Raw genomic sequence first — 25,205 nt, forward strand, 5'->3', positions numbered from 1 at the left:
CATAACGCCGCTCCCTTATCGGAGCGGAACGTCGTTCCTCGCATGGGCGATCGTCAACAACAACCAGCCCGTTCCCGACGTGTTCTCCAAGATGACCAAAATCGCAGCTTCGGGCCGACTGGGCCATGAACGGGTTTTGCCCGCCGCTGGCATCCACGTTCAGATTGACCCCACTCACGAAGTGATCGAAGGCCACAACGCCGAAGGACATGATTAGTGCCAGGATGACGACCGAAAAGATGTAGTTCAGGACTTGGCCGAACCAGCCATCAAAGAACTTGGCTGTGATCGGGAACATCAGGCACAAGATGAACAGCGGCCCCAGGGCAAACATGATCGCAAGCGAGAACTTGGCAATGATGATGTTCACACCACCAATCAGGGCGAAAACCAGCGTGCCCAGGCAAATGAGCAGCGCAGCCCCCCACCAACTCAGCGTCGCGCCGAAATCCCACCCCGCATCACTGGCGCGCTGCAAGCACAGCGCGGATAGCTCAAAGCCCTTGTTCAGCATCGTGTCCAAGGTCTGATAGATCGAGGCGGAAGGCGAAGCCGAGTTCGCGTTGAGAAGATCGGAAAGCCCGGTTTCCAGGCCGTTGAGCGCGGCTACAACGTGATTGTTGTAGCCATCGGCCGAGAGGGCGAAAGCCGCCACGATGATGATTTTCACGCACTGTTTCATGAACGATGCGAAGGGCGCTTCTACCGAGCCGGTGCTAATCGCGTAGCCCATCAAGACCATGTAGAGAGTCACCCCAGTAACGGCGAGCATTTGCAGGCCATACATGAGGCTGGACGCGGCCGGTTCGACAAAGGCCGCCGTGGCATTGGTGATGGTTTCACCGAGGTACTGAAATAGCGTTATGTCAGCCATGATTGCCCCTTATTTTTTGAAGGTCGGCGGCTTCACATCGACGCCGTAGTTTTTGCTGCCAAGGTCGAGCTGGTTTTGTGCCGCCCGCGCATTGACGCAGTTCGGAGAGGCGGCCAGCTCGCCAGGGCTGGCCTTGCACTTGGCGAGCATTTCCAGGCGCTCTTTGTCGTGGGCCTTGTACCAATCGGCCGTTTGAACGGGCGTGTTCTCGCCGCAGCCGGCCAGGACGGCCGCCACGACCAGGGCGATAGAGAGCTTTTTCATTTCGCCCCCCCTTGCACATGCTCGATAGTGTCAGCGGCCACATTCAGAGCGCCTTCTACGATGCTCCACGCACCGAGAAGCAGAACGATCAAATGGGCCATGTCGATGTAATCGCCCGTCGCAAGGGCGCGGATGTAATCAAGCAGATTCATTTCCGCACCTCGCGCGCTTCGGCTTCGATGGTGCAGCCGGTGAAATGATCGGGTGCATGTTGATGCGCTGCGAGCGCACGCAGGGCGCTTTCCCGCGTTGTGACCCAGGAACCCCCGAGGATTTCGGCCGAGTCGCGGAGCAGGAAAAGGGCCACACCGAGGGAAGCCACCGAGCCGAGAACGGCAACCCCCGAAGTGATCGGGGCATCCTGGCCGACCATCATCAGGTCGAACCAATCAGCCGCCGCCATGATGAAGGGAGCCGTTAGAAAAGCGGCCGCGAGGTTCTGTTTGTTTCGCAGCCCAGGCGCTTTGCGTGCCAGCTCTTGCGCCAGTCCGAGCCGGTCGAGGCCGGCCCATGATCGCCAGAGCATATGCAGGCAGACCGCCGCAACAGCCATGAGAAAAAAGTGAAGGTAAGTCATGATCGCCACTCCTGTTGAAAGGAGGGCGTCGGGCCTTTCGGCCGTTCCGCCACCATCGGCAGCGGTCTTGCTCCCCACCCAGGAGCGCGCCCCGCAGGGCTTCACAGCGGCGGATAGGCCGTCTGTTTCAAGGCAGACCGGGCGCAGCGCGGAGCCGGTCTAGTAGATGGGCGACACCCAAAACCGTTGATTCAGATATGCCAAAACCTAGCGTAATGGCATCCCAATTTTCGTACTTTGGCGCGGATTAGCCAATGGTGACACGGTGCCCGCACCAGGTTCGCCGCCGTGTCACCAATCTGATTCATGCGATTATTTTACTATGAATTGCATATCCTTTTCAATGTGCCGCAGGCACCTTTCCCCACCCTGGCCCGCAGGGCCAAGAGGGGGCGGCGTGCATGTCTGCTGTCACCCCTGAAAGCCCGGTCGCACTTCGGGCATGGCCTGATATTCGACCTGCACCGCGCCGACCGGCTGGCCGGGAATTTTCAGGAAGCCGTGCAGATCGGGCAGGTTCAGGATTTCCGACGACAGGATGGCCGCTTGCCGGACGCGCTGCATGTTGTAGCTGGTATTGCTGGATTCCGACGAGTGCCCAGGGTTGAGCACGCCGCCCGAGCTGGTGCCCTGCCCCGTCGTCATTTGCAGCCGGTCAATGTCCTGTTCGCCAAGTTCCTTGCTGAAATACTCGGCCGTTTCGTTGTCGCCGGCCCGCAGTATCAGCTTGGTGGAGAGGTTCGCCAGGAGCGTTTGCGCTTCGTCGCGGCCGTAGGTTTCGCGGAGCTGCGACACCGTTTGCAGGCCCAGGACGCACCGGCCGCCGTACTTGCGGAGCTTCGTCAGGCCGCCGCGCAGGCTCGACACTTTGCCCAGGGAATCGACTTCATCGAACACGAACCACAGCCCGCGCTCTTGGTTCTCCGACAGGCTCAAGCCTTCGACAATGCCAAGTTCCAAGATCGAGGCGACCAGCCCGCGCAGCATCCCCATTTGATCGTCGCGGTAGGTGACGAACAGCCACCCGTCGCGGGTTTCGTCCTGCACCCATTCACGCACGGAGAACGTGCCGGCGTCGGGCAGGTAGCGCCACACGCCGAGATAGGTAGCGATGATGCCGCGCGTATTGTTCAGCATCTTGTCGTTGCCCTTGGCCGTCAGGATGGCCGCAGGCGTGCCGGCCAGCAGCTCGCCTAGTTCCTTCGTGTCGGCCGCGCTGACGTAGTGCAGCAGCCGCTTTACCGAATGTTCCCCACGCTGATGCAGAGCGAGCAGCGTTTCACCCAGGAGCGTTTGCGCGTAGTGGTGCCACTCTGCCCCCTCGCCGGTGCCGTCCGGCACGGCCGCCTTGGCGATGCGTTGGCAATCGTAGTCATGCCGGATTTCCGCGAAGGGCGACCAATCGACCGAGCGCCGATCAAACGGGTTGAAAAGCATGTCACCAGGGCGGCCGAAGCGGGAGAAAAAGCCGCCGGCAGGGTCAGCGATCAAAGCCCGCTGCCCGCGCTGGCGAACGGCCCGCAGCACCCGATTGATGGCCTGCGTCTTGCCCGCGCCCGTGGTGCCGCTGAAAAGCATGTGCTGGGCTTCCAGCATCCGAGGGAGGACGACGCCGCCGATTTCAATATCCACGTCGGCCGGCTTGGCCTTGTCGCCGTACATGCGGGCTTGCAGATCGCCGCCGCCGACAACTTCGGTGCCACGCACGACGGTTTCCTGACCGTGGGGCGCATAGTTCGCGCGGGCGACGTAGTGACCCCATAGGCGCGTTTGGCAGAACACCGAGACGACGGCCACGCCGAGCGCCAGGAGCACCGAGGATTCGCCCGAGGCGAGCCAGCGCGGCACGGCCGAGGCGATGCCATAGACCAGGGCCGCAGCCCACAGGCCGAGCCAGAGCCACACCACCCAGGCGACCGCGCCCCGGTTCTTGCCCTTGAGCGTGCCGAACACGTTGCGGGCCAGGAAGAAGGCCGAGACGGCCAGGATAACGAGCGTCAGGACAAGGGCGGGCTTCATGGCGTGTTCCTTCTGGCCTCTTGGATGCGTTCTTTGGCCTTGGCGTCCAGATCGCCCCAGGTTGCCATGACGGCGCGGCCGAAGGCCGCTTGTTCGGCCTGCTGCTGGCCGTAGAGCAGATGCGAGCCGTAGAAGCCGAGCGCCCCGCCGAGCAGGCCGACCGCCAGGGCGACGGCCAGCCATTGCCAACGCTGCCGGGTTTCGGCCTTGGCGGCGTCCGCATGGAGCCGCGCCGAGCTGGACAGCTCGCGCGCCACGTCTGCCAGGGCCGCGCCGGCTTCCTCGCGCAGTGCCGCTTTCAGGGAATCGCGCAGGGCGACTTTCTCCTGCGCCGTGAAGTTGCCGAACGCGGCCTTTTCGGCCTTGCCGGCCTGTTCGATGCTGCCCTTTGCATCCTTCACCGCCAGGGCAAGCGCCCCGAGCGTCGGCGCGACAGATTCCTTGAAGGCTTCCGGTAATGCTTTGATCTGATCGTGCAGCTTCCCCACGTCGCCTAGCAGGTCATATATCAAGGCATCTTTTGCGTTCTTGTGTAGGGGTTCGGTTTCCATGCCCGCCCCTCACTTGAAAAGCACGTCATAGACGGCATCAAGGTTACGATTCACGCCGCGCGCCAGGAGTTTCAGGCCGTGGAGTTCAGCCCAATTGTTCCGCTCTTTCTCGCTGGCATCCGGCTTGCGCAGCAATGCCTTGTAGTCGGTTTCATCGGCCAGCAGCGCACTCACGGTTAGTTTCTTGACGCCGAGAGCATCAAACAAATCGTTTTCAAAGATAGCCGCGTCAGTATTGGCAATGCAGGTTTTTTCTTTCTTGGCATATGCCAGGACATAGGGGAATTCTTCGCTTACATCGGCTTCAACGCGATTGAATACTACGCGGATTTTCTCGGACGGCACGCCCATATCGGACAAGGTGCTAATCAGGTGAATTGTTTCTTTTTGGTCTTTTGTTTTTGGCGTTAGCGGAACGATGAAATAATCAATTTCCGAGTGCGAGCCGTCCATTTTCACAACGCCATCAAGGAATGCTTCGATGTTCGACGCGCCCACGTCGATGATTGCATCATCGAGTTTCAGCAGCTTGGTGAACAGTTCGCGGAATTTTTGACCCCTGATCTGTTCCACATCGACGCCCAGGCCGGCGGCCGTTTCGTTGATCGTTTCCACCGCGAAGATAGGCGCATCGCCCATGCGAGGCGAAAGCAGGTGGGCGGCGATGGTGGTCTTGCCAACGGTGCCGGTGTAGTTGAGGACGGCAATTTTCATGGTGTCTTTACTCCTGATCGTCCGAGCCATCTTCCAGGCTCTCTAAGTCAATGTCCCGCTTCCGTGCTTTGCGCACGTCGGCCGGGTTCGTGATGCGCGCTTTGGGCTTGTCGCCCTCGCGTGCGCTTTCCGCTGGCGGGGAGGCCGGCGGCTTTTCGTCATGACGAAGGGGAGCCGGTGCGGGTGCGGCCGGTGCCCCTGCCGCGCCCTGCCCTCGCTGTTTCCTGATGCGATAAAGGGCACTCTCAAAGCTCTTTAGCGTCATCGTGAAGCCCTGGCCGTGGAGGGCTTCCAGCACCGCCGACCGGCTTACGCCAGCGGCTAGGGCGGCTTCCACTTCGTCTATCACGTCGCGCAGGCGGGCCGTTTCCGAGCGGCTTTTGTCGCCCTTCGCCAGCTCGCGCAGCACGTCGGCCACACTGGTTTTCGTCATCTATCAACCTCTTTGCGTTGTCCCGTTGTCGGAAAACGCCATTTTTGCAGTGCATATGCAGTGCGTCAAACGGCTTTCGCCGCTTGAACGCAATTATCGTGAAGTGTATTTGCAGTGTCAAGCGTGGCAATGCAGTGTTAATGCAGTGCATGGCGCGTGTTGAGGCAATGCATGTGCCGCGCTATACTATTTTGGTGTGCTGATAGGCACGTCGGATATGTTTACAAAACGCTCCGCGTTTTGACACATATCCCGTGCCCAAAGGGGTTGCCCCCCTTTGGAAACCCTGCCGGCGGCCCCTTCGGGAGCCGCGCCGACTGGCGACAGATCCCCGCCCACCAGGCCGGGGATTCGTCGCCATCCGGCAAGACCGCCCGGCGCTGCCCGCGCCGGCCTGCAACCGCCCTGCCCTGGCCGCCGTCCGGGCAGGAAATGAAGGGAGGCCCGCCCATGCCCCGCAAGCCCGCAGACGGCCAGAAGCTCACCCGGCCGGTGAGCTTCCGCCTTACCGACGCCGACCATGCCGCCTATCTGGCGAAGGTCGAGGCGTCAGGCTTGAAGCCGTCCGAGTTCTTCCGCGAGTGCGTCTTGCAGAACCGCACCCAGGTTGTCGCCCGCGTGCCCACGAGCAGCGACAAGCGCCGGCTGCTGTACCTGTTCAACAAGACCAGCAACAACATGAACCAGCTCGCCCATGCGGCGAACGCGGCCGAGCTGGCAGGCACGGCCACGCCCGCGACCTATGCCGGCATCCTGGCCGAGCTACAGGCCATTGCCGACGCGATGCGGGAGGCCGTCGAACATGCTGATTAGGGTGCGTGGCGGCGAGGCCGGAATCCGCGAATATCTGGAAGAAGGCCGGAAGGACGGCCGCGACTACAACCGCGCCGAGCTGGACGAGCGCGTGATATTGGCGGGCGACCTGAAATTGACCGACGCCATCATCAACAGCATGGACAAGCAGGGCGAGCGGTATTTGCATATCACCCTGGCTTTCAAAGAGGACGAAATCAGCCCGGAATTATTGCAGGCGATCACCGACGAGTTCCGGCAATTCGCCATGACGGCCTATGACCTGGACGAATATAGTTTCTATGCCGAGGCCCATTTGCCCAGGTTGAAAAGCTATACCAACCAGCTAACGGGCGAGTTCATCGAGCGTAAGCCGCATATTCACATCGTCATCCCTGAATACAACCTATTGAGCCAGCGGAATCTAAACCCGTTCGGCAAGGTCGATCAGCAGACCAAATTCCTTGAAGCCTTTCAGGAATACATCAACGCCAAATATGGGCTTGCCAGTCCGAAAGATAACCGGCGCTTAGAGTTCACGGACGAAAGCGCGATGATTGCCAGATACAAGGGCGATTATTTCAAGGGCGCGAGCCACGAATTGAAAGAGCGCATCTTGTCCGTGGTGCTCGACCAGGGCGTGACCGACTTCGACCAGTTCCGGGCCATCGTGGCCGAGCATGGCGACACCAAGGCCCGCAACGCAGGTAAGACCGGCGAATATCTCAACGTGAAGCCCGAGGGCGCGGCCAAGGGCATCAACCTGAAAGACCATGTTTTCAGCCGCGAATTTATCGAGCTGCCGGCCGACGAGAAGCGCCGCCGGCTGGCCGGAGAGCTGCGCCAGGGATACGAGGACGCGCAAGCGCCCCGCCCTACCCCGGCTGACATTGCCGACCGCTTGAAGGAGTGGCACGAAGTCAGGGCGGCCGAGCTGAAATATCTCAACAGCGGGAGCCGCAAGGCATACGCCGCCTATCGTGAGGCCGACCCCGAGCAGCGCCGGGCCATGCTGGCCGAGCGCGCGGCCAGCTTCTACGCCAAACACCGGGCTGCCCATGAGATCGAGCCACAGCCCGAGCCGCCGGCCCCGACCAGGGCGCAGCCCACCAGGGAGCCGGCCCCCCTGCCCTCGCCTGCCCAGGAGCGCGACGGCCGCCCGGCGGATACCGTCGTCGGCCAGCGCATTGCCGAGCGGCACGAAGCAGCCACACGCGGCCAGGATGCCGGCCGGGGCGAGTTCGACACGATCAAGCGCGAGCTGGACGCCGCGCGCCTGCTGGCGACCGTGAGCCGCACGCATGGCGTGATGCCCGACAAGTACGAGGTGACGAAGGCGAAGGACGGCAGCGACCGCATACGGTGCGGCCGTCGAAACCTGAACGTGACCGACTTTCTTACCCAGGAGCTGCATTTGCCCTGGCGCGAGGCCGCGCCGATCTTGCGGCGCACCTACGCCGAGCAGCAGGGCCGCGAAGTGCAGCAGCCGGCCCGCAGCGCCCCGCGCCGCGACCTTTGGGCCGACTACCGCCAAGAGTGGCAGCCGCAGCAGCGCGAGCGCCGGGAACAGGATTGGCAGACACAGAAGCAGCGGGAACAGGAGCGCCGCGCCGAGCAGCGCCGCCAGTATCAGGCCGAGCGCCGGGCCATCCAGAACGACAGCACCATGAAGGGCACCGAGCGGAAGGCCGCTTTGTCCCTGGCCCGCATGGAGAAGGTGAAGCGCGATCTAGCCTTGCGCGACCAGATCGAGGTCGAGCGCGCCGAGCTGAAAGCCCGGTATCGCATGAAGCCGGCCGACCAGTACCGCGCCTATCTGGCCGAGCGTGCCGGCCGTGGCGATGCCGACGCCCTGGCCGAGCTGCGCCGGCAGCGCATGAGACAGCCGCAGCCGGCCACGCGCGAGCGCATCGAGGACAAGGACGGCCGCCACCCCGAGGCCGCGCCGATCATGAAGCCGGCCGCCCCGGCCGGGTACAAGGTCGATCAGGACGGTAATGTGACCTACTACGACCAGCAGCGCCGGGCCATGTTCACCGATACCGGGCCGGCGGTTGAGTTCAGCCAGACCGAGCGCGACACGCTGGAAACCGGCCTGCGCCTCGCCCTGGCGAAGTTCGGGCCGAGCATCCGGCTACGTGGTGGCGATGAGGCATACAGGCACGCTATGGCCGACATTGCGGCCGATAAGGGGCTTTACGTCGAGTTCAGCGACAAGGGCTTGCAGGAGCGATACGAGCAGCGCCGGGAGGCGATCAAGGCCGGACGGGCCTACATGGCCCAGGCCGAGCGCGCCAAGCCCGCCCAGGGCGGCCCAGGCCGCACGGCCGAGCCGGAACAGGAGCGCGGCCAGGAACCGCAGCGCCCACCACGCGACACCGGCCGCAGCCGGTAGCGCCCTGCCCTTTTGGCGACACCGCGGCGACCTGGCCACGGCCGCGGCGTCACCATCCCATGCACTGCAATTCATGGACAACGGATTGCCAAAGGTAGGGAATTGGATATAATTAGACTATCCTTTTCATATGAACGAGGCCGAACCATGATAGTGACCGTGGGCAACACCAAAGGCGGCGTAGGGAAAACCACCCTGGCCGTGAATATCGCAATCGCGCGGGCGCTGTCTGGCCGCGACGTGTGGCTGATCGACGCCGACCGCCAGGGCACGGCACAGACAGCTATCAGCATCCGGGCCGACGCCGGCCACGCGCCGGGCATCGCCTGCGCGAGCTATCCAGACGGCCCGACCTTGCGCGCCCAGGTCACACAGCAGCAGGGCAAGTTTCAGGACATCATCATTGATGCCGGCGGCCGAGATTCCACCGCCTTGCGGGCGGCGCTGGTGCTGTCCGATGTGATCGTGGTTCCGTTCCAACCCAGGAGCTACGACGTATGGGCGCTGAACGACATAGCCGCACTGGTCGATGAAGCCCGCAGCGTGCGGGACGGCCTGCGCGCCGTGGCCGTGCTGAACTGCGCCGACCCTGGCGAAGCCTCGACCGATAACACCGAGGCAGCGGCGGCCGTGGCCGACGTGCCGCAGTTTGAATACCTGCCGACCCCCATCCGACGCCGCAAGGCATTTGCCAACGCGGCCGGCGCGGGCTTGTCCGTGCTGGAACTCAAGCCGCACGACAAGAAGGCAATGGCGGAACTGAATGCGCTTGTTTCCGCATTGTTTGACTAGGCATAAGAACGTAAATTCATATCCTTTGACAATGCAAGGGCAATGCAATGGCGATTACTAGACCAACCCCCAAGACACAGAAGCCGACGCCGAACGCGGACGCTTTCATCAATGCTGCGCCGGACGGTGCCGTTTCCCCTGCGCCTGCTACGCCGGCCCGCGCCCGCAAGCGCACGATGAAGGGCAACAAGGAACAGATCAGCCTCACCATTTCCGTTGAACTGGTGGATAGGCTCGACGCGATGGCCGCGAAGGTAGGGCAGACGCGGGCCGCCCTTATCAACATGGCGATTTACCAGCTTCTCGACCGTGGAATGACCATCGAACCATGAACGAGCACGACACCGAACACATGGACGAGCTGCCCAGGTTGCGCGACCAGTGCGGCGCGCTGGCCTTGGAGCTGGAACGCGAAACCGACCCGACCCGACGCGCCGAACTGGCCCGCGAGCTGGCCGAGTGCCGGCAGCGCGTTTTCCAGGCAGAGCAGGCCGACCGGCCACACGACCGCGACCGGGAAGCCGGCGGGCCTACCGGCGACGTGCCGCCGGCCCAAGTGATGCGGGAGCGTATCGAGGGCGGCAGCATCGAGGCCGCCGACCCCCGCCCGGACTATGCCGGGCTGTACGCGGTCGAGCGGGCCGAGAATGCCGAGCTGCGCGCAGAGCTGGCCGCGACGGAAGGGCAGGGCATCAGCAGGGAGCGCGAGCGCCTGCATTCCGCCGTCGAGCACGCCCAGGAGCAGCAGCACGCCGAGGAATTGAGCCATGCCGGCGTTAACCCGGAGCTGGCCGCCGAGTACGAGGCGCGAATCCTGGCGCGTGATGAATCGTTTGCGGGTGAAGTGGTGCAGCAGATCGAGCGCGACGACGAGGGCCGGGCCTTCGTCATCGAGGCCGACGGCGACCGCGTGATGGTTCCGCAGATCGAGGGCGCGGAAATGGACGTGGGTGACGACGTGGAAGTGAGCCGCGACCACCAGGGCAACTATGAAGCCGAAACCGGCTATGGTTACGGTCGTTGAGGAATTGAGTAAATGAGCGAAAATTCACCTACTCATAAAATCACAGATGAAGAACGCCGCCGCCGGCAGGCGGCTTGCGACTATGCCCGCGCGTCAGTCGGCCTTGAAGGCTTCAAGCCGTCCCAGGCCGACGAGGAACACGCGGCCCGGTTCATCGCGGGCGAAATCGACCTTGCCGAGTTCGTCGCGCCCCGGTCGCGCTGAATCTGTCTTGATGACGTCAGCCAAGGGCGGCTTCAATAGCGGTTTTATAGACGTTCTCATCCGGCAAGGTGACGTTGTTGAACGCCTCTTGCACCTTGTAAACCGTGGTCGAATGTGGCGGCAGTGCTTTCAGCGGCACCGTGGCCCCGTCGATGATGCCGGCTTCTTCGTGCTCATAGGCAAGAAACGTGATCGACGCCGGTTGCAAGGCATAGCGGATCAAACCACCAACGCCACCAAGGCGGGCCATGATCCGCGTGTAAACAGGTTGCGGGCAGACGAAGAACAAGCCTTTCCGGCACAACGCTTCACGTTGCAGCACCTGGCCCTTGTAGATCAGTTGGGGAAGGATGCGTTTATTGACGTTTTCCCAATTCAAGCCCGCCGTCGTCGCCGGGTTCGTGCGTTCTGGCGTGAGCAGGGCTTCCCGACCGTTGCGGTAGTTGCCCGTTGTGTCGATGGTCTGAACTTCGACGGCGACAAACTCTTTCAGCTTGCCATTGGCATCAAGCAACGCCAGCACCCAATCCACGAAGTAACTGCCCGCGCCGTCCTTTTGCGGTAAGCGCAGTTCGCCGCCCCAGCGTTTGCCGAACACGGCTACGACTGGTGCTTGTTTCGCCCGCGCCCGTGCTGATGCTTGCCGGCCCGCGATCAGCTCTAAATCGTCGTCAAACGCGATCTTTGCCACGTCATACAGGGCACGGTACTTGTCCGCGTACAAGCGGATAGGGCAGCAAATAACCGGGCCGGAAGTTGCTGGCTTGATGGTGCAAACGCCGGCGATAGCCCCGTCACTCAGCCGCTTTTCGCACACTTCGGACAAGTAGGGGCATTGCTTGTCCGTCGCGGCGGCCACCGCCGCCGGAGAGTGGTCATCGGAGCGATAACCGAAGAACTCCCAAATCTTCCCCGCCACTACGCCACCCGTACTTTGCGCTCGTTCTTGCGGACACTCCCCAGCACCTGGGCGATGGCTCGCCCGACGGCTGCACCCAGCAGCGGCGGCACGGCGTTACCCACCTGTTCGTATTGCTCAACCCGCGACCCGCAGAAAACGTAAGTGTCAGGGAAGGACTGGATGCGTGCTGCTTCGCGCACGGTAAAGGCTCTGTCCTGCTCGTAATGGAAGTAAGCGCCCCAATGCGGATCGCACTTGGTCAGGATGGTGGATGCGAGGCCGTCAGGATTGACCCGACCGTAACGCTTCGTGTGGTCACTGCGCCGCGCCATGCGCATCCCGCGTGGCAACAGGGCTTCGGGAATATCCGTCCAGTTCCCGCCCGGCGGAATGTGCGTCATGCGTTCAAGGTTGATCTTGCTCAACCGGGCGGCCTCGTGACACGTCACGCCCGTTGAACCTGCCCGCATCAATTGTTGATACGGGTTATCCGCCGGGTGCCGGTAGTCTTTGACCTGTTCGCCAATCTCGCCGTTATGCAGGGCTGGCAAGTCGCCAATGGCATCCTTGACCGTGACGTGTGACGGCAATTCCAGGGAGCGCGGCAAGTTCACCAAGTTTTTCCCGGCGAATTGCGAGGTGAAATTCACCCGAACCGGCGCTTGGCGCAGCGGCTCCGGGAACAGCGCCATCGGATCGACGCCGCAGCGACTGCCAAGGATGATTGTGCGCCAGCGGGTTTGCGGAACGCCGTAATGCGGCGCGTACAGAATTCGCACGTCGGCGTCGTAGCCGAGCTGCTTCAATGATTCCAAGATCGCATCCAGCGTTGCGCCGCCTTCAAACGACACCATGCCAGGGACGTTCTCGATCAAGACCGCGCGCGGCTGAAATTCGGTGACAAACCGCAGGTATTCGCGGAACAGGTGGTTCCGTGAATCCTCGGTGGAACGCTTGGGCGCGTTGATCGAAAAGCCTTGGCAGGGCGGGCCGCCAGCGATCAAATCCAGTTCGCCCCGCTTCAAGCCCAATAGTTTTCGGACTTTGCGTGCATCGACCTTGCGAATGTCCCGGCTATCGACCTGCGTGGCTGGATGGTTGGCGGCGTAGGTCTGCGCATAGCGCGGGGAAATCTCATTCGCGTAAAGCGACGTGAATCCGGCTTCGCGCAACCCTTCGGACAGTCCGCCCGCGCCTGCAAACAAGTCGAGCGAGGTCAAGCGCCCTTCCAAAGAATTAAGTTGGCTCATATCGCTTTTCTCTTGGTTGATTGACGTGGCTTCCTGGCTGCTGGTGCCGTGAACATATCGGGTTGCAAGCCGCCTTGATGCCGGTCGGCGAATGCCTGCATGAACTCGCGCAACACTTCCGACGCACTCCTGTTTTCGGCCAAACAGGCCCCTTGGAACGCCTCGCGGAGTTCCCTTTCAACACGGATACGGAGGCCAGCGTCTTTGCTTGACATAGGATGACAGTATCGCATGGATACACGTTTGTGTATCCAAAAAATGAGGCATGGACTACCTGGCTCACTGGCGACAGGCCCGCGCACCTGGTCAGCCCGCTTTGTCACCAACGGTCGGCGCGGCCTTCATCCCTGGCGCGTACTTGTAAAGCGTGCTGCGCCCGATCTTGAGCGCCTTGCATATCTCCGACACCGACCGATTGCCGACCGCCATTGCCTGTATCGCCGCGACCTTTTCCGGCGGCAGGGCAGGGCGGCCACCCTTGCGCCCGCGTGCCCTGGCCGCTTCAAGCCCGGCGTGCGTGCGTTCCACGATCAAGCGCCGCTCAAATTCGGCCAGAGCGGCGAACACATGGAACACCAGACGACCGGCGGCCGAGTTGGTTTCAATCCGTTCCGTGACGCTCTCAAAGCCGACCCCGGCGGCTTCCAGCTCGCCCACGACCTTGACCAGCTCGGGCAGCGAGCGCCCCAGGCGGTCGAGCCGCCACACGACCAGCACATCACCCTTGCGGGCGAAGGCGAGGGCTTCGGCCAGTCCTGGCCGCGCCGCTTTTGCGCCGCTGGCCGTGTCCGTGAATACCTTCTCGCACCCGGCGGCCGTCAGGGCGTCCCGCTGCAAGTCCATTCGCTGATCGTCGGTCGATACCCGCGCATAGCCGATCTTCATGTTTTCGTCCATTTTTCCGATGAAAGCGCCAGTTTATAGACTTTGTTTTATAGACGCCATTACGGACAGCGAACAGGGCCAAAAGCGCGGCAGGTGTCGTTTTCAGAAGACGGCTGCACTGAACGTCAGAAGCCGACTGCACTATAGCAGCGGAGGGGTTGGATCCATCAGGCAACGACGGGCTGCTGCCGGCCATCAGCGGACGCAGGGAGGACTTTCCGCAACCGGCCGTTCGATGCGGCACCGATGGCCTTCGCGCAGGGGTAGTGAATCCGCCAGGATTGACTTGCGCTGCCCTACCTCTCACTAGTGAGGGGCGGCAGCGCATCAAGCGGTGAGCGCACTCCGGCACCGCCAACTTTCAGCACATGCGTGTAAATCATCGTCGTAGAGACGTCGGAATGGCCGAGCAGATCCTGCACGGTTCGAATGTCGTAACCGCTGCGGAGCAAGGCCGTCGCGAACGAGTGGCGGAGGGTGTGCGGTGTGGCGGGCTTCGTGATGCCTGCTTGTTCTACGGCACGTTTGAAGGCGCGCTGAAAGGTCTGGTCATACATGTGATGGCGACGCACGACACCGCTCCGTGGATCGGTCGAATGCGTGTGCTGCGCAAAAACCCAGAACCACGGCCAGGAATGCCCGGCGCGCGGATACTTCCGCTCAAGGGCGTCGGGAAGCGCAACGCCGCTGCGGCCCTCGGCCTGGTCCTTCAGCCACCATGCCCGTGCACGCGACAGCTGCTCGCGCAGGCTGGGTGCCAAGCTCTCGGGTAACATCAAGGCCCGATCCTTGGAGCCCTTGCCCTCCCGCACGATGATCGTGCCGTGATCGAAATCCAGATCCTTGACCCGCAGTTGCAAACCCTCACTGATCCGCATGCCCGTTCCATACAGAAGCTGGGCGAACAAACGATGCTCGCCTTCCAGAAAACCGAGGATGCGAACCACTTCATCCGGGGTCAGCACCACCGGCAAGCGCCGCGACGGCCGAGGTCTTCCGATCTCCTGAAGCCAGGGCAGATCCGTGCACAGCACCTTGCCGTAGAAGAACAGCAAGGCCGCCAATGCCTGACGATGCGTGGAGACCGAAACCTTGCGCTCGTTCGCCAGCCAGGACAGAAATGCCTCGACTTCGCTGCTGCCCAAGGTTGCCGGGTGACGCACACCGTGGAAACGGATGAAGGCACGAACCCAGTGGACATAAGCCTGTTCGGTTCGTAAGCTGTAATGCAAGTAGCGTATGCGCTCACGCAACTGGTCCAGAACCTTGACCGAACGCAGCGGTGGTAACGGCGCAGTGGCGGTTTTCATGGCTTGTTATGACTGTTTTTTTGTACAGTCTATGCCTCGGGCATCCAAGCAGCAAGCGCGTTACGCCGTGGGTCGATGTTTGATGTTATGGAGCAGCAACGATGTTACGCAGCAGGGCAGTCGCCCTAAAACAAAGTTGGGCTTCACCAGTGCAACGCGTTGTCGGGGCGAGAGATCACCTCAAGAAATTCACAAGAAAGTTTAGGCATGGGTCAAAGTAGCTTTGAAGTCAGCACTCCACTTGCTGACCAGTTTGCGCTCCCTTCGAACGCCTCGTTCGGCTTGGGTGATCGCGTACGCAAAAAGTCTGGCGCCGCTTGGCAAGGGCTTGTTGTCGGGTGGTACTGCACGAAACTGACCCCTGAAGGCTATGCCGTCGAGTCCGAGTCTCACGCTGGCTCAGTACAGATTTATCCAGTGGCTGCGCTTGAACGCGTGCCCTGAATTCACGCCTGATCGAATCACTTTACGGCCGATTCGTGCGGTACCGCCTACAGCCCAACTGGTCGCTCCATCGGACGGCTTCGCCGCCCGCTGAGCTTGCACGTTGGGCCGTACGGACGCACTGTGGCAAATGGAATTGACGCCGTATCTCATTGCGAAGTTGTCGCTGTGGCCTCTGGTGCTGGTCGTGTTTCTGGCCGCTTCCCGCTGGTTGCCGTCCGAGCATCCAATCCGAAGATTTTTGAACTTACATGGCATCCCGAAAATCGCTGGGTACGCCACGATTTCAGTTTTCGCTATAGGAGGAATATGGCTCACTGTCGCCTATTCATGAGCTTGGGCTCTTGCGCAGGTCCGGCCCAACACTGCGCTCCAGCGGACGGCTTCGCCGCCCGCTGAGCTTGGGCGTTAGATGCACTAAGCACATAATTGCTCACAGCCAAACTATCAGGTCAAGTCTGCTTTTATTATTTTTAAGCGTGCATAATAAGCCCTACACAAATTGGGAGATATATCATGAAAGGCTGGCTTTTTCTTGTTATCGCAATAGTTGGCGAAGTAATCGCAACATCCGCATTAAAATCTAGCGAGGGCTTTACTAAGCTTGCCCCTTCCGCCGTTGTCATAATCGGTTATGGCATCGCATTTTATTTTCTTTCTCTGGTTCTGAAATCCATCCCTGTCGGTGTTGCTTATGCAGTCTGGTCGGGACTCGGCGTCGTCATAATTACAGCCATTGCCTGGTTGCTTCATGGGCAAAAGCTTGATGCGTGGGGCTTTGTAGGTATGGGGCTCATAATTGCTGCCTTTTTGCTCGCCCGATCCCCATCGTGGAAGTCGCTGCGGAGGCCGACGCCATGGTGACGGTGTTCGGCATTCTGAATCTCACCGAGGACTCCTTCTTCGATGAGAGCCGGCGGCTAGACCCCGCCGGCGCTGTCACCGCGGCGATCGAAATGCTGCGAGTCGGATCAGACGTCGTGGATGTCGGACCGGCCGCCAGCCATCCGGACGCGAGGCCTGTATCGCCGGCCGATGAGATCAGACGTATTGCGCCGCTCTTAGACGCCCTGTCCGATCAGATGCACCGTGTTTCAATCGACAGCTTCCAACCGGAAACCCAGCGCTATGCGCTCAAGCGCGGCGTGGGCTACCTGAACGATATCCAAGGATTTCCTGACCCTGCGCTCTATCCCGATATTGCTGAGGCGGACTGCAGGCTGGTGGTTATGCACTCAGCGCAGCGGGATGGCATCGCCACCCGCACCGGTCACCTTCGACCCGAAGACGCGCTCGACGAGATTGTGCGGTTCTTCGAGGCGCGGGTTTCCGCCTTGCGACGGAGCGGGGTCGCTGCCGACCGGCTCATCCTCGATCCGGGGATGGGATTTTTCTTGAGCCCCGCACCGGAAACATCGCTGCACGTGCTGTCGAACCTTCAAAAGCTGAAGTCGGCGTTGGGGCTTCCGCTATTGGTCTCGGTGTCGCGGAAATCCTTCTTGGGCGCCACCGTTGGCCTTCCTGTAAAGGATCTGGGTCCAGCGAGCCTTGCGGCGGAACTTCACGCGATCGGCAATGGCGCTGACTACGTCCGCACCCACGCGCCTGGAGATCTGCGAAGCGCAATCACCTTCTCGGAAACCCTCGCGAAATTTCGCAGTCGCGACGCCAGAGACCGAGGGTTAGATCATGCCTAGCATTCACCTTCCGGCCGCCCGCTAGCGGACCCTGGTCAGGTTCCGCGAAGGTGGGCGCAGACATGCTGGGCTCGTCAGGATCAAACTGCACTATGAGGCGGCGGTTCATACCGCGCCAGGGGAGCGAATGGACAGCGAGGAGCCTCCGAACGTTCGGGTCGCCTGCTCGGGTGATATCGACGAGGTTGTGCGGCTGATGCACGACGCTGCGGCGTGGATGTCCGCCAAGGGAACGCCCGCCTGGGACGTCGCGCGGATCGACCGGACATTCGCGGAGACCTTCGTCCTGAGATCCGAGCTCCTAGTCGCGAGTTGCAGCGACGGCATCGTCGGCTGTTGCACCTTGTCGGCCGAGGATCCCGAGTTCTGGCCCGACGCCCTCAAGGGGGAGGCCGCATATCTGCACAAGCTCGCGGTGCGACGGACACATGCGGGCCGGGGTGTCAGCTCCGCGCTGATCGAGGCTTGCCGCCATGCCGCGCGAACGCAGGGGTGCGCCAAGCTGCGGCTCGACTGCCACCCGAACCTGCGTGGCCTATACGAGCGGCTCGGATTCACCCACGTCGACACTTTCAATCCCGGCTGGGATCCAACCTTCATCGCAGAACGCCTAGAACTCGAAATCTAACGTCCGTTCGGGCATCGAGGTCCATGTCGGGGTGGGACGGGCCCGTGGCTTCAAGATCACTTGCAGTCCGACCGCGATGTCTTGGTTGCGCGAGAGGTTGTCGATATCCTCCACTTCCATCATCAACCCTGGATAATGCCGCCGCCGTCATCGCCGCCGACGCCCGTGCCGGGCTTTTCGGGCCTGTCAGGCTTGCTCGGCCTTCAGCCTGCCTGGGCGAGATCTCCGGCGGACGGATTAACGGCGGAGCTTCGCCGCCTTTCGTGCGTGTGAAGGCCGAAGATAGTTCTCTCAAAAACATCCGTTTATGAGAGATACCAAATGTCATTTTCAGAAGACGACTGCACCAGTTGATTGGGCGTAATGGCTGTTGTGCAGCCAGCTCCTGACAGTTCAATATCAGAAGTGATCTGCACCAATCTCGACTATGCTCAATACTCGTGTGGGCTCTGTTGCAAAAATCGTGAAGCTTGAGCATGCTTGGCGGAGATTGGACGGACGGAACGATGACGGATTTCAAGTGGCGCCATTTCCAGGGTGATGTGATCCTGTGGGCGGTGCGCTGGTATTGTCGCTATCCGATCAGCTATCGCGACCTTGAGGAAATGCTGGCGGAACGCGGCATTTCGGTCGACCATACGACGATCTATCGCTGGGTCCAGTGCTACGCCCCGGAGATGGAGAAGCGGCTGCGCTGGTTCTGGCGGCGTGGCTTTGATCCGAGCTGGCGCCTGGATGAAACCTACGTCAAGGTGCGGGGCAAGTGGACCTACCTGTACCGGGCAGTCGACAAGCGGGGCGACACGATCGATTTCTACCTGTCGCCGACCCGCAGCGCCAAGGCAGCGAAGCGGTTCCTGGGCAAGGCCCTGCGAGGCCTGAAGCACTGGGAAAAGCCTGCCACGCTCAATACCGACAAAGCGCCGAGCTATGGTGCAGCGATCACCGAATTGAAGCGCGAAGGAAAGCTGGACCGGGAGACGGCCCACCGGCAGGTGAAGTATCTCAATAACGTGATCGAGGCCGATCACGGAAAGCTCAAGATACTGATCAAGCCGGTGCGCGGTTTCAAATCGATCCCCACGGCCTATGCCACGATCAAGGGATTCGAAGTCATGCGAGCCCTGCGCAAAGGACAGGCTCGCCCCTGGTGCCTGCAGCCCGGCATCAGGGGCGAGGTGCGCCTTGTGGAGAGAGCTTTTGGCATTGGGCCCTCGGCGCTGACGGAGGCCATGGGCATGCTCAACCACCATTTCGCAGCAGCCGCCTGATCGGCGCAGAGCGACAGCCTACCTCTGACTGCCGCCAATCTTTGCAACAGAGCCTCCGTCGCCATGCTCACCTCGCTTTGGTGCACACGAGTATTGAGCATAGTCGAGATTGGTGCAGATCACTTCTGATATTGAACTGTCAGGAGCTGGCTGCACAACAGCCATTACGCCCAATCAACTGGTGCAGTCGTCTTCTGAAAATGACAGCAGGGCAGGGCACCGCCACGAAATCCACAAAACGACCGTTTTCCGACTAACAGGGGCTTGCACGTTTCCTAGAAAGCATGCACAATAAACCCTGTTACTTTCATCACCCTATAAGGAGTGAATCATGCAAAGCATGACCATTGAACAGCTTCGCGCCGCGAGCGATGCCGGCGGCGTCGAGGGCGTGACCCTGAAAGGACAGGGCGGGGCGTTCCTCGTGCAGATCGCCACGCGCAGCGGGGCCGCTGCCTTGCTGGCGAAGGCCCGCAGCAACGAGCCGCGCCGTTTCGGCAATCCCATTGCAGCCTTGAACGTCCTGCGCGATGTGGGCATCACCATCGGCCAGTTCGACGCCAGCGAGTGGAACCCGGCCGAGAAAGAGGAAACCGCCGGCAACCGTGGCCGGGCCGACGCGATGCGCAAGGCGCACCAAGCCGCCGCCTATACGGAGTGGCTGGCCGCCGAGATTCAGGAATCCATCGACGACCCCCGGCCGAGCATCCCGCACGATGAAGTCATGGCGCGGATGGATGCCCGCATTGCACGCCACAAGGCGGCAGGAGCGAAGCGCGCATGAGCTTCGATGCCTTCGCCGCGCTCGCACAGCCCGGCGCTTCTGTCACCGTGCATAACGTCCGGCTGATCGACGTGCAGCAGGCCGAAGGCGGCCATGAACTGCTGACCATCGAGCACGCCGGCACCACCCACGAACTGATCGGCGGCGGGCCGTGGAGCCAGGAACACAGCCGCCGCAACGTGGGGAAGTTCGGCTACATCGTGCCGGCGCAGCCCTTCGGCCGAGAGCTGCCGGCCGGTGCGTGCTACTTCCGCGACTACATCGACCAGAGCTTGCGCCGAGTGCCCGAGCTGGACAGCAGCGACCGGGCCACCAGTGACGACGGCCGCGCCCTGGAGGTTGTCGGCTGGCGTTGCGATGCCCGGCCGCATGGCTTCCGCGCCCCTGTCGGCATCATCCCCGGCGAGGCCGGCCGCTTCGTGCCCGATGAAACCGTGGCCGTCACGCTGCGCGTGCCGCCGGAGTTTGTGCGCGAGTGCCGGCGCGTGCAGATGACACCCCAGGAGCTGCTACGCAGCTTCGCGGGCGATCTGGCCGGTATTCAGAACTTCGTCGCGTGCCCGCGTGCAGACGGCTACGGCAGCAACGGCAGCGATGAACGCGAATACGCCGATGCGTGGCTGCATCGAGCGCACGCCATGAACGCTATCGACCTGGACGAGCAGGATGCACGCGAGGCCGAGGCCGAAGAAAAGCAGTTCCAGCGGGACGACTTCGCCGCCTTGCTGGACGATTTCGAGAGCTACGGCGGCAAGGCGGATGACCTGTTCGCGGTCGTTCAGGCGCTTGTCGATAAGCAGGCCGAGACGGACGGCGATTGATCTATGGCGAAGGCAAAAAACCCTTACCGCATCGTATGGCGTCCGATGGCCGAGGCCGATCTAGACAACATCATCGACTACATCGCCCAGGACAACCCGACCAGGGCGGAGACGTTCGGCCAGGAGCTGCGCGACAAGACCTTGCCGCTTGCGCAGCATCCGAAGATGGGCCGCACCGGTCGGCCGGGCTTGCCCGCCTTCGTGCGCGAGCTGGTCGCCCATCGGAATTACATCGTGTTCTATCGCGTGCTGGACGACGCCGGCACCGTGGAAATTTTGCGAGTGAAACACGCGGCGCAGCAAATGCCGTGACGTGGTGACAAGCGGATCTCGCCGGCGAGATCTACTTGTCACCAATACCAACCCCGGCGCGCTAACGCCGGATTTTTAGGAGTGGCGAAGATGAACCAGCAACACCAGGACTTTGAAAACGCAGGTATCCCGCAAGACCAGCTCGGCGCTTTCGTGGATGCCTTCTTTGACCAGTTGGAACCGAAGCCCAGGAAGGGGCGGCCTTGGACGTTCGACCGTTTCAGCGCGGCGTGCGACACGCCCGGCCGGGAGCAAGTGCAAGCCGTGCTCTATCCCGATGACGAGGCCGGTTTCACGCTGTACGCGCGCCAGGGTAGGGCGCTGCACGCCGTCACTTACGAGGGCCGCCCGGTGCGTTTCCGTACGTTCGAGAAGGCGCTTTCGACGCTGGCCGACGTGGCGCACCTTGCGCCGGAAATCATCGTGGATTCGTCCGACTGGCGCGAGGCGACGGGGCCGATGTGAAAAAGAAAGGCCCGACACCGCGCTAACAGTGTCGGGCCGGGGTGCGGCCCCGGAGTGGCGAACTCGAAAGGGCCGCTGACCATTACCAAAACAGGCAAATGACCATGACCAATCTTAGCAAAAATGGCGGCAGACAAACAGCCTTAGACCTGGGCGATAGCCCAAAAAAAGGCGCTGATGCGTTCGATGAAGCGGCCTACCGCGCCGAGCTGATCGCCGCCGGCATCCCGGCGGCCGATGCCGCCGCCGTGGCGGCCAAGACGGCCGAGGCTCGCCGGCAGCGCGACTATGTGCCGGGCAACGTCGGCGCTTCGCTCAAGCTGCCGGCGGCCGTCAAGCGGGCCGTGCAGAAGGTCGAACGCGCCCAGGAAAACGCCGTGCCGGCGAAGAAGGCGCGCAGCTCGCGCGCCGTGGTGCTCACGCCGCAGGAAAACAAGCTGCTGGACGTGGCGACCGATATTGCTACCACGCCGCCGAGCGGCGAGGACATGGCTTTCACCCATGCCGTGCTTTGCCAAGTCGGTTTGCCTCGCGCCAAGGTCGAGGGCCGCGAGTTCATGCGCCAGTCCGGCGCGGCCTGGGTGAATGTGCAGGCCGGCTATCTGGACGAGGGCAAGGGGCCGGTGCAGCAGCCTATCCCCTATGGCGTGATGCCGCGCCTTGCCCTGGCCTGGGTTTCAACCTACGCCGTGCGCCACGGCGCGCGGGAAATCCCCATCGGTGACAGTGCGGCCGAGTTCCTGCGCCTGATGCTCGGGGCCGATACCGTCAGCCAGGGCGCGCGCTATACGACCTTGCGCAAGCAGATGCACGCCTTGGCCGCGTGTCGTTTGCAGCTCGGTTTCCGGGGCCGCACGTTCAACGGCCAGCCCGTCGAGCAGTTCGACGCCTGGGTGTCCAACCGCGACAGCAGCCAGCGCCCGCTATGGCCGGGCGTGATGACGCTTTCCGACCACTATTTCAACGAGCTGCGCGATAGCGCCGTGCCGCTGGACAATCGCGCTCTGCACGCGCTGAAAGGCTCCGCGCTGGCCCTGGACGTGTATGCGTGGCTGGCCCATCGCCTGCACCGTATCGAGGGCAAGGGCGTTGTGCTGCATTGGAAGTCGCTGCGCGAGCAGTTTGCCCAGGAGTACCGAGGCAAAGACCCCGACAAGGATTTCAAGAAGGAGTTTTTGCCGGTGCTGCGCAGGGTGCAGGCCGTCTATCCGAGCGCGAACGTCAAGCAGGTGACGGGCGGGCTTCTGTTGCTTGGCTCGCCGCCGCCGATTCCGAAGAAGCTCACGAAGTAGGCTCACCCTGGCGATGCCAGGGCCGGGCTATCGTGCTGCGCATCGAGCCGGCCGGCGCTGCCGGCAGTCTCGCCCCTGCGGGCTTCCATCCCTTTCGTTCCGCCGTCCCGGCGGCCGTGGTGACACCTCATCGAGCTGGCCAGCTCGGCCGCGTCACCATCACCAGCCTGAACGCGCGATAAATCGCCCCCCCCCTCGACAGGCCGGCGGGCCACGCCCGGACGGTGAATCCGGGGGGCGCCCCCCCGCGCCCCCCCCCCCCCCCCCCCCGCCCGCCGGCGCCCCCCCCCCCCCCCCCCCCCGGGCCGCCCGCCCACGCCAGTACGATAAATCACCCCCCCCTTGCCCCCGAGCGGGCGGGGTTCGGATGGTGACAGATCGACACGACCAGGCGCGCACTTTGTCACCATCCAAAACGGTGGAAAAACCTTGTGGATAGCGCAACTTATCCACGATAAATCGCACCCCCCTAGTGCGATAAATCGCACCCCCCCAAGGCCACTTATCCACGATAAATCGCACCCCCCCGGCGCGATAAATTCCCCCCCCCCTAAAACCGGTACGGTTCTGCCTTTAAAGAATCTCCTATAAATTTTTGCTGGTAGTTGGAGCACCCCGCGCAGTGGAAAACTCGACCGACAGCGCGAAACGAACCGCCGCAGAGCGGCCTACGGCCGGGGCACCCCTGCGGGGTTCCCCCGGACAAGCCGGCTCCCCCTCCGGCTAAATGGCTGGCCTTCGGCCAGAACGCTTTACCAGGGCGCGGCCAAGGCCGCGCGGTGAAACTCGACCGCCTGCGCAGGGCAGGGCGCTACGCGCCCCGCCAGGAACCGGCAGCGCAAGCGGAAAGGCCGCAATGGGCTTTCAGAAAAGGAGCGAGCCGAGCCGACGTGCCACAGAACGGGCACCAGAGCGCGCAGGAAGGCCGTAGAAGCGTTTTTCAGGGTAGGGGCGACCTTCACCCTGCCAAGCCCTCAAAAAGCGCCTACGGCGCTTCCTGGGGCGTCCGGCGGGCCTGTCATGCGCTGAATCTGTCTTGAATCTCGAAAAAGGCCAATGATTCCAACGGGCCGGGCCTACACACCGCCCCCACGCCGGCAGGGCCGGCGAGCGGGAGAAAGGCGCGTTCCGCGCCCGCCACCCATCCCCCCGCCCTTCCCGCCCCGGCGGGAAGGGAGCGAGTCGCCCTCTGTCGTTAGGGGTGCAGCCGGCGGGGCGCTTCGCTTCCTTACGGGCTGCGCTCCGCGTGCGGCTTCCGGTTTCACCCTTGACCCCCTTTCCACTTGAAAACCGGGGCACCTGGGGCCGTTTGGCTGGAAGTGGTGTCAAGGGCGGCACCGCAGGCCGCAGCGCCGTAGGCGACCGGGCGAAGCGCGGAGTAGGGTAGGGGATAAGAATAATAGTAGTAAGACTATTACTATTCCTACCGTTCCCGATGGTGACACGGCGACGACCTGGCCGAGCTGCCGGCGTCACCAATGCCCGGCAATGGTGACAGGCCCGCGCGATCGAGGAAGATCCGTTGTCACCAAAAAGAAAGCCCCGCCGAGGCGGGGCCGTGGTGCAGATCGAGGGACTACCGCCGACGCAGCGCAAGCCGGACGTGACGCCAGAAGATGCGCCATTCCCCAGGCTGGCCGCCATCGAGCAGCAGCGCCCGGAACATGGCGAACGCTTCGCCCGGCCGCTTGCGGTACGCCTCGGCCATTGCTTCGTCGTGCGGCCTGTTCTTCATCGTTCGTACTCCATCGACGGCAGCGGGTAGGCCCGCGCGATGTTTTCCATGTTGTAGTTGTATTCCAGGCGGCCGAGCGTGGAGGGCTTCGCCCCTGTCCGCTTGGCCGCCTGGGCGACCGTCTGCACGTCCCTGGCGTGATCGGAAGCAAGGCCCGGCACTTGAGCCTTGATGGCCCGAGAGTTACCCGACCGTTCCCACTCTTGCAGCCAATGAGCAATGCGCCGGCTGTCAGGGACAAAGCCCGTTGCGTGCGTCATGAGGCGCATCAGGGCTTCATGTTCAGCTTGTCGGAACATAGCGCATCACCCCTTTTTCATTTCGCCGCCTTCCGGCTTTTTCCAGCCTTCCGCGATGCGCTCTTTGACCGCATTCCGGTAAGCCGGATTCCAAGGCGTGCGCCCCATCAGGAAGTGCTCTGCGCGTGCTCCACTGGTCTGATGGCCTGTCCGTGGGTCAAGCCGTGTCGATTGCGCGAGCGGGTTCAATGGGCGTGCAATCGACGCGGCCGGGGCCACGATCTGACGCAGGGACATGGCTTGCAGCGCAACGCCGCCGGCCAGCCCCGAGGCCATGCCCTTAGCCTGCATGGCAATCCAGCCCAGGGCCACCGTCAGGCCGAGCACTTGCGCCGCGACCATGAAGGCCCAGTCGGCCCGAAGCTGCGATTTTGGCCATGTTGAAGAACAAAGATTGAACATGGCGATCTACCAGGCTCGCTCTTGTCCTCCAATCTCGTAAACATCGGTCTCGATCGAGCACCTGTAGCTC

The 25,205-nt window shown here is 62.4% G+C and carries 31 protein-coding genes; 16 read left to right on the forward strand and 15 right to left on the reverse strand.

The window, feature by feature from the left end; translation table 11 throughout:
* The 8 genes from NZL82_RS18810 to NZL82_RS18845 form a co-directional block, all read right to left on the reverse strand.
* Nucleotides 1-874: type IV secretion system protein (locus NZL82_RS18810; RefSeq protein ID WP_261271248.1), on the reverse strand; the 874-nt coding region annotated here is incomplete at its 3' end.
* A 9-nt stretch (nucleotides 875-883) separates the two neighbouring features.
* Complete coding sequence (locus NZL82_RS18815; protein WP_261271249.1) at nucleotides 884-1,138, reverse strand: EexN family lipoprotein; 255 nt, start codon at nucleotides 1,136-1,138, stop codon at nucleotides 884-886.
* Nucleotides 1,135-1,290, reverse strand: a complete 156-nt coding sequence (locus NZL82_RS18820) for a hypothetical protein (RefSeq protein WP_261271250.1) — start codon at nucleotides 1,288-1,290, stop codon at nucleotides 1,135-1,137. Before NZL82_RS18820 ends, NZL82_RS18815 begins: the two co-directional genes overlap by 4 nt.
* Entirely contained in the window at nucleotides 1,287-1,715 is a 429-nt protein-coding gene (locus NZL82_RS18825) for a hypothetical protein (RefSeq protein ID WP_261271251.1), read from the reverse strand. Before NZL82_RS18825 ends, NZL82_RS18820 begins: the two co-directional genes overlap by 4 nt.
* A 411-nt stretch (nucleotides 1,716-2,126) precedes the next feature.
* Nucleotides 2,127-3,734, reverse strand: a complete 1,608-nt coding sequence (locus NZL82_RS18830; RefSeq protein ID WP_261271252.1) for a type IV secretion system DNA-binding domain-containing protein — start codon at nucleotides 3,732-3,734, stop codon at nucleotides 2,127-2,129.
* Nucleotides 3,731-4,285 (reverse strand): hypothetical protein, encoded by a 555-nt coding sequence (locus tag NZL82_RS18835; protein ID WP_261271253.1) that lies wholly within the window; start codon nucleotides 4,283-4,285, stop codon nucleotides 3,731-3,733. Before NZL82_RS18835 ends, NZL82_RS18830 begins: the two co-directional genes overlap by 4 nt.
* 9 nt (nucleotides 4,286-4,294) lie before the next feature.
* Entirely contained in the window at nucleotides 4,295-4,999 is a 705-nt protein-coding gene (gene stbB, locus NZL82_RS18840; RefSeq protein WP_014125921.1) for a StbB family protein, read from the reverse strand.
* 7 nt (nucleotides 5,000-5,006) lie between these two features.
* Nucleotides 5,007-5,432 carry a hypothetical protein gene (locus tag NZL82_RS18845; RefSeq protein WP_261271254.1) on the reverse strand — a complete coding sequence of 142 codons (426 nt, stop codon included), beginning with the start codon at nucleotides 5,430-5,432 and terminating at the stop codon, nucleotides 5,007-5,009.
* A gap of 450 nt (nucleotides 5,433-5,882) precedes the next feature.
* Between NZL82_RS18845 and NZL82_RS18850 the strand changes: the two genes are divergently transcribed.
* From NZL82_RS18850 to NZL82_RS18875, 6 genes are all read left to right on the forward strand, one after another.
* Nucleotides 5,883-6,245 carry a plasmid mobilization protein gene (locus NZL82_RS18850; RefSeq protein WP_014125923.1) on the forward strand — a complete coding sequence of 121 codons (363 nt, stop codon included), beginning with the start codon at nucleotides 5,883-5,885 and terminating at the stop codon, nucleotides 6,243-6,245.
* Nucleotides 6,235-8,619, forward strand: a complete 2,385-nt coding sequence (locus NZL82_RS18855; protein ID WP_261271255.1) for an LPD7 domain-containing protein — start codon at nucleotides 6,235-6,237, stop codon at nucleotides 8,617-8,619. Before NZL82_RS18850 ends, NZL82_RS18855 begins: the two co-directional genes overlap by 11 nt.
* Nucleotides 8,620-8,766: 147 nt before the next feature.
* Complete coding sequence (locus tag NZL82_RS18860) at nucleotides 8,767-9,411, forward strand: AAA family ATPase (RefSeq protein ID WP_223936822.1); 645 nt, start codon at nucleotides 8,767-8,769, stop codon at nucleotides 9,409-9,411.
* A gap of 47 nt (nucleotides 9,412-9,458) precedes the next feature.
* Nucleotides 9,459-9,743 (forward strand): ribbon-helix-helix domain-containing protein, encoded by a 285-nt coding sequence (locus NZL82_RS18865; protein ID WP_223953288.1) that lies wholly within the window; start codon nucleotides 9,459-9,461, stop codon nucleotides 9,741-9,743.
* On the forward strand, nucleotides 9,740-10,435 hold the full coding sequence (locus NZL82_RS18870) for a hypothetical protein (RefSeq protein WP_261271256.1): 696 nt from the start codon (nucleotides 9,740-9,742) through the stop codon (nucleotides 10,433-10,435). Before NZL82_RS18865 ends, NZL82_RS18870 begins: the two co-directional genes overlap by 4 nt.
* Nucleotides 10,436-10,447: 12 nt before the next feature.
* Nucleotides 10,448-10,639 (forward strand): antitoxin VbhA family protein, encoded by a 192-nt coding sequence (locus NZL82_RS18875; RefSeq protein ID WP_081043765.1) that lies wholly within the window; start codon nucleotides 10,448-10,450, stop codon nucleotides 10,637-10,639.
* 16 nt (nucleotides 10,640-10,655) lie between these two features.
* Here NZL82_RS18875 and NZL82_RS18880 read toward each other — a convergent pair whose 3' ends face one another.
* The 4 genes from NZL82_RS18880 to intI1 all read right to left on the reverse strand — a co-directional run bounded on the left by NZL82_RS18880 (nucleotide 10,656) and on the right by intI1 (nucleotide 14,985).
* Nucleotides 10,656-11,558 (reverse strand): NotI family restriction endonuclease, encoded by a 903-nt coding sequence (locus tag NZL82_RS18880; RefSeq protein WP_033455135.1) that lies wholly within the window; start codon nucleotides 11,556-11,558, stop codon nucleotides 10,656-10,658.
* Nucleotides 11,558-12,760, reverse strand: coding sequence for a DNA cytosine methyltransferase (locus NZL82_RS18885; protein ID WP_200911983.1), 1,203 nt, complete (start codon nucleotides 12,758-12,760; stop codon nucleotides 11,558-11,560). The genes NZL82_RS18880 and NZL82_RS18885 overlap by 1 nt, the downstream gene beginning before the upstream one ends.
* A 336-nt stretch (nucleotides 12,761-13,096) precedes the next feature.
* A complete protein-coding gene (locus tag NZL82_RS18890) occupies nucleotides 13,097-13,675 on the reverse strand; it encodes a recombinase family protein (RefSeq protein WP_052168522.1) in 579 nt (192 codons plus the stop codon).
* A gap of 296 nt (nucleotides 13,676-13,971) precedes the next feature.
* Nucleotides 13,972-14,985 (reverse strand): class 1 integron integrase IntI1, encoded by a 1,014-nt coding sequence (gene intI1, locus NZL82_RS18895; protein WP_000845048.1) that lies wholly within the window; start codon nucleotides 14,983-14,985, stop codon nucleotides 13,972-13,974.
* Nucleotides 14,986-15,192: 207 nt separating this feature from the next.
* On the opposite strand from intI1, the gene dfrB reads away from it, so the two are divergent.
* From dfrB to NZL82_RS18955, 10 genes are all read left to right on the forward strand, one after another.
* Nucleotides 15,193-15,429, forward strand: coding sequence for a trimethoprim-resistant dihydrofolate reductase DfrB (gene dfrB, locus NZL82_RS18900; protein WP_261271257.1), 237 nt, complete (start codon nucleotides 15,193-15,195; stop codon nucleotides 15,427-15,429).
* Nucleotides 15,430-15,945: 516 nt separating this feature from the next.
* Nucleotides 15,946-16,293, forward strand: a complete 348-nt coding sequence (locus NZL82_RS18905) for a quaternary ammonium compound efflux SMR transporter QacE delta 1 (protein ID WP_000679427.1) — start codon at nucleotides 15,946-15,948, stop codon at nucleotides 16,291-16,293.
* A complete protein-coding gene (gene sul1 / locus NZL82_RS18910; RefSeq protein ID WP_000259031.1) occupies nucleotides 16,287-17,126 on the forward strand; it encodes a sulfonamide-resistant dihydropteroate synthase Sul1 in 840 nt (279 codons plus the stop codon). Before NZL82_RS18905 ends, sul1 begins: the two co-directional genes overlap by 7 nt.
* A 127-nt stretch (nucleotides 17,127-17,253) precedes the next feature.
* Nucleotides 17,254-17,754 (forward strand): GNAT family N-acetyltransferase, encoded by a 501-nt coding sequence (locus tag NZL82_RS18915; protein WP_000376623.1) that lies wholly within the window; start codon nucleotides 17,254-17,256, stop codon nucleotides 17,752-17,754.
* Nucleotides 17,755-18,260: 506 nt separating this feature from the next.
* The gene (locus NZL82_RS18925; RefSeq protein ID WP_001389365.1) at nucleotides 18,261-19,025 is read left to right on the forward strand and encodes an IS6-like element IS6100 family transposase; all 765 of its coding nucleotides are present in this window, start codon (nucleotides 18,261-18,263) and stop codon (nucleotides 19,023-19,025) included.
* A gap of 331 nt (nucleotides 19,026-19,356) precedes the next feature.
* Nucleotides 19,357-19,809, forward strand: a complete 453-nt coding sequence (locus NZL82_RS18935) for a hypothetical protein (RefSeq protein ID WP_033455137.1) — start codon at nucleotides 19,357-19,359, stop codon at nucleotides 19,807-19,809.
* Complete coding sequence (locus NZL82_RS18940; RefSeq protein ID WP_043502303.1) at nucleotides 19,806-20,630, forward strand: hypothetical protein; 825 nt, start codon at nucleotides 19,806-19,808, stop codon at nucleotides 20,628-20,630. The genes NZL82_RS18935 and NZL82_RS18940 overlap by 4 nt, the downstream gene beginning before the upstream one ends.
* 3 nt (nucleotides 20,631-20,633) lie before the next feature.
* Nucleotides 20,634-20,942 carry a type II toxin-antitoxin system RelE/ParE family toxin gene (locus NZL82_RS18945; protein WP_261271258.1) on the forward strand — a complete coding sequence of 103 codons (309 nt, stop codon included), beginning with the start codon at nucleotides 20,634-20,636 and terminating at the stop codon, nucleotides 20,940-20,942.
* Nucleotides 20,943-21,032: 90 nt separating this feature from the next.
* A complete protein-coding gene (locus NZL82_RS18950) occupies nucleotides 21,033-21,407 on the forward strand; it encodes a hypothetical protein (protein WP_261271259.1) in 375 nt (124 codons plus the stop codon).
* Between the two features lie 98 nt (nucleotides 21,408-21,505).
* Nucleotides 21,506-22,699 carry a replication protein RepA gene (locus NZL82_RS18955; protein WP_261271260.1) on the forward strand — a complete coding sequence of 398 codons (1,194 nt, stop codon included), beginning with the start codon at nucleotides 21,506-21,508 and terminating at the stop codon, nucleotides 22,697-22,699.
* 1,576 nt (nucleotides 22,700-24,275) lie between these two features.
* Here NZL82_RS18955 and NZL82_RS18960 read toward each other — a convergent pair.
* Genes NZL82_RS18960 through NZL82_RS18970 form a run of 3 tightly spaced genes read right to left on the reverse strand, consistent with a single transcriptional unit; the run spans nucleotide 24,276 to nucleotide 25,135 of the window.
* Nucleotides 24,276-24,434 carry a transcriptional regulator gene (locus NZL82_RS18960; protein WP_261271261.1) on the reverse strand — a complete coding sequence of 53 codons (159 nt, stop codon included), beginning with the start codon at nucleotides 24,432-24,434 and terminating at the stop codon, nucleotides 24,276-24,278.
* A complete protein-coding gene (locus tag NZL82_RS18965; protein WP_261271262.1) occupies nucleotides 24,431-24,733 on the reverse strand; it encodes a hypothetical protein in 303 nt (100 codons plus the stop codon). The genes NZL82_RS18960 and NZL82_RS18965 overlap by 4 nt, the downstream gene beginning before the upstream one ends.
* Nucleotides 24,734-24,739: 6 nt before the next feature.
* Complete coding sequence (locus NZL82_RS18970) at nucleotides 24,740-25,135, reverse strand: hypothetical protein (RefSeq protein WP_261271263.1); 396 nt, start codon at nucleotides 25,133-25,135, stop codon at nucleotides 24,740-24,742.
* Between the last annotated feature and the right edge of the window lie 70 nt (nucleotides 25,136-25,205).

The sequence above is a fragment of the Sphingomonas sp. LC-1 genome, assembly GCF_025371035.1.
Taxonomy (GTDB): domain Bacteria; phylum Pseudomonadota; class Alphaproteobacteria; order Sphingomonadales; family Sphingomonadaceae; genus Sphingomonas; species Sphingomonas sanguinis_E.

Excerpts from the sequence above, each read along its gene's own strand:
- NZL82_RS18815 (WP_261271249.1), bottom strand. The coding sequence starts at position 1,138 with ATGAAAAAGCTCTCTATCGCCCTGGTCGTGGCGGCCGTCCTGGCCGGC.
- NZL82_RS18820 (WP_261271250.1), bottom strand. The coding sequence starts at position 1,290 with ATGAATCTGCTTGATTACATCCGCGCCCTTGCGACGGGCGATTACATC.
- NZL82_RS18825 (WP_261271251.1), bottom strand. The coding sequence starts at position 1,715 with ATGACTTACCTTCACTTTTTTCTCATGGCTGTTGCGGCGGTCTGCCTG.
- NZL82_RS18830 (WP_261271252.1), bottom strand. The coding sequence starts at position 3,734 with ATGAAGCCCGCCCTTGTCCTGACGCTCGTTATCCTGGCCGTCTCGGCC.
- NZL82_RS18835 (WP_261271253.1), bottom strand. The coding sequence starts at position 4,285 with ATGGAAACCGAACCCCTACACAAGAACGCAAAAGATGCCTTGATATAT.
- stbB (WP_014125921.1), bottom strand. The coding sequence starts at position 4,999 with ATGAAAATTGCCGTCCTCAACTACACCGGCACCGTTGGCAAGACCACC.
- NZL82_RS18845 (WP_261271254.1), bottom strand. The coding sequence starts at position 5,432 with ATGACGAAAACCAGTGTGGCCGACGTGCTGCGCGAGCTGGCGAAGGGC.
- NZL82_RS18850 (WP_014125923.1), top strand. The coding sequence starts at position 5,883 with ATGCCCCGCAAGCCCGCAGACGGCCAGAAGCTCACCCGGCCGGTGAGC.
- NZL82_RS18855 (WP_261271255.1), top strand. The coding sequence starts at position 6,235 with ATGCTGATTAGGGTGCGTGGCGGCGAGGCCGGAATCCGCGAATATCTG.
- NZL82_RS18860 (WP_223936822.1), top strand. The coding sequence starts at position 8,767 with ATGATAGTGACCGTGGGCAACACCAAAGGCGGCGTAGGGAAAACCACC.
- NZL82_RS18865 (WP_223953288.1), top strand. The coding sequence starts at position 9,459 with ATGGCGATTACTAGACCAACCCCCAAGACACAGAAGCCGACGCCGAAC.
- NZL82_RS18870 (WP_261271256.1), top strand. The coding sequence starts at position 9,740 with ATGAACGAGCACGACACCGAACACATGGACGAGCTGCCCAGGTTGCGC.
- NZL82_RS18875 (WP_081043765.1), top strand. The coding sequence starts at position 10,448 with ATGAGCGAAAATTCACCTACTCATAAAATCACAGATGAAGAACGCCGC.
- NZL82_RS18890 (WP_052168522.1), bottom strand. The coding sequence starts at position 13,675 with ATGAAGATCGGCTATGCGCGGGTATCGACCGACGATCAGCGAATGGAC.
- intI1 (WP_000845048.1), bottom strand. The coding sequence starts at position 14,985 with ATGAAAACCGCCACTGCGCCGTTACCACCGCTGCGTTCGGTCAAGGTT.
- dfrB (WP_261271257.1), top strand. The coding sequence starts at position 15,193 with ATGGGTCAAAGTAGCTTTGAAGTCAGCACTCCACTTGCTGACCAGTTT.
- NZL82_RS18905 (WP_000679427.1), top strand. The coding sequence starts at position 15,946 with ATGAAAGGCTGGCTTTTTCTTGTTATCGCAATAGTTGGCGAAGTAATC.
- sul1 (WP_000259031.1), top strand. The coding sequence starts at position 16,287 with ATGGTGACGGTGTTCGGCATTCTGAATCTCACCGAGGACTCCTTCTTC.
- NZL82_RS18915 (WP_000376623.1), top strand. The coding sequence starts at position 17,254 with ATGGACAGCGAGGAGCCTCCGAACGTTCGGGTCGCCTGCTCGGGTGAT.
- NZL82_RS18925 (WP_001389365.1), top strand. The coding sequence starts at position 18,261 with ATGACGGATTTCAAGTGGCGCCATTTCCAGGGTGATGTGATCCTGTGG.
- NZL82_RS18935 (WP_033455137.1), top strand. The coding sequence starts at position 19,357 with ATGCAAAGCATGACCATTGAACAGCTTCGCGCCGCGAGCGATGCCGGC.
- NZL82_RS18940 (WP_043502303.1), top strand. The coding sequence starts at position 19,806 with ATGAGCTTCGATGCCTTCGCCGCGCTCGCACAGCCCGGCGCTTCTGTC.
- NZL82_RS18945 (WP_261271258.1), top strand. The coding sequence starts at position 20,634 with ATGGCGAAGGCAAAAAACCCTTACCGCATCGTATGGCGTCCGATGGCC.
- NZL82_RS18950 (WP_261271259.1), top strand. The coding sequence starts at position 21,033 with ATGAACCAGCAACACCAGGACTTTGAAAACGCAGGTATCCCGCAAGAC.
- NZL82_RS18955 (WP_261271260.1), top strand. The coding sequence starts at position 21,506 with ATGACCATGACCAATCTTAGCAAAAATGGCGGCAGACAAACAGCCTTA.
- NZL82_RS18960 (WP_261271261.1), bottom strand. The coding sequence starts at position 24,434 with ATGAAGAACAGGCCGCACGACGAAGCAATGGCCGAGGCGTACCGCAAG.
- NZL82_RS18965 (WP_261271262.1), bottom strand. The coding sequence starts at position 24,733 with ATGTTCCGACAAGCTGAACATGAAGCCCTGATGCGCCTCATGACGCAC.
- NZL82_RS18970 (WP_261271263.1), bottom strand. The coding sequence starts at position 25,135 with ATGTTCAATCTTTGTTCTTCAACATGGCCAAAATCGCAGCTTCGGGCC.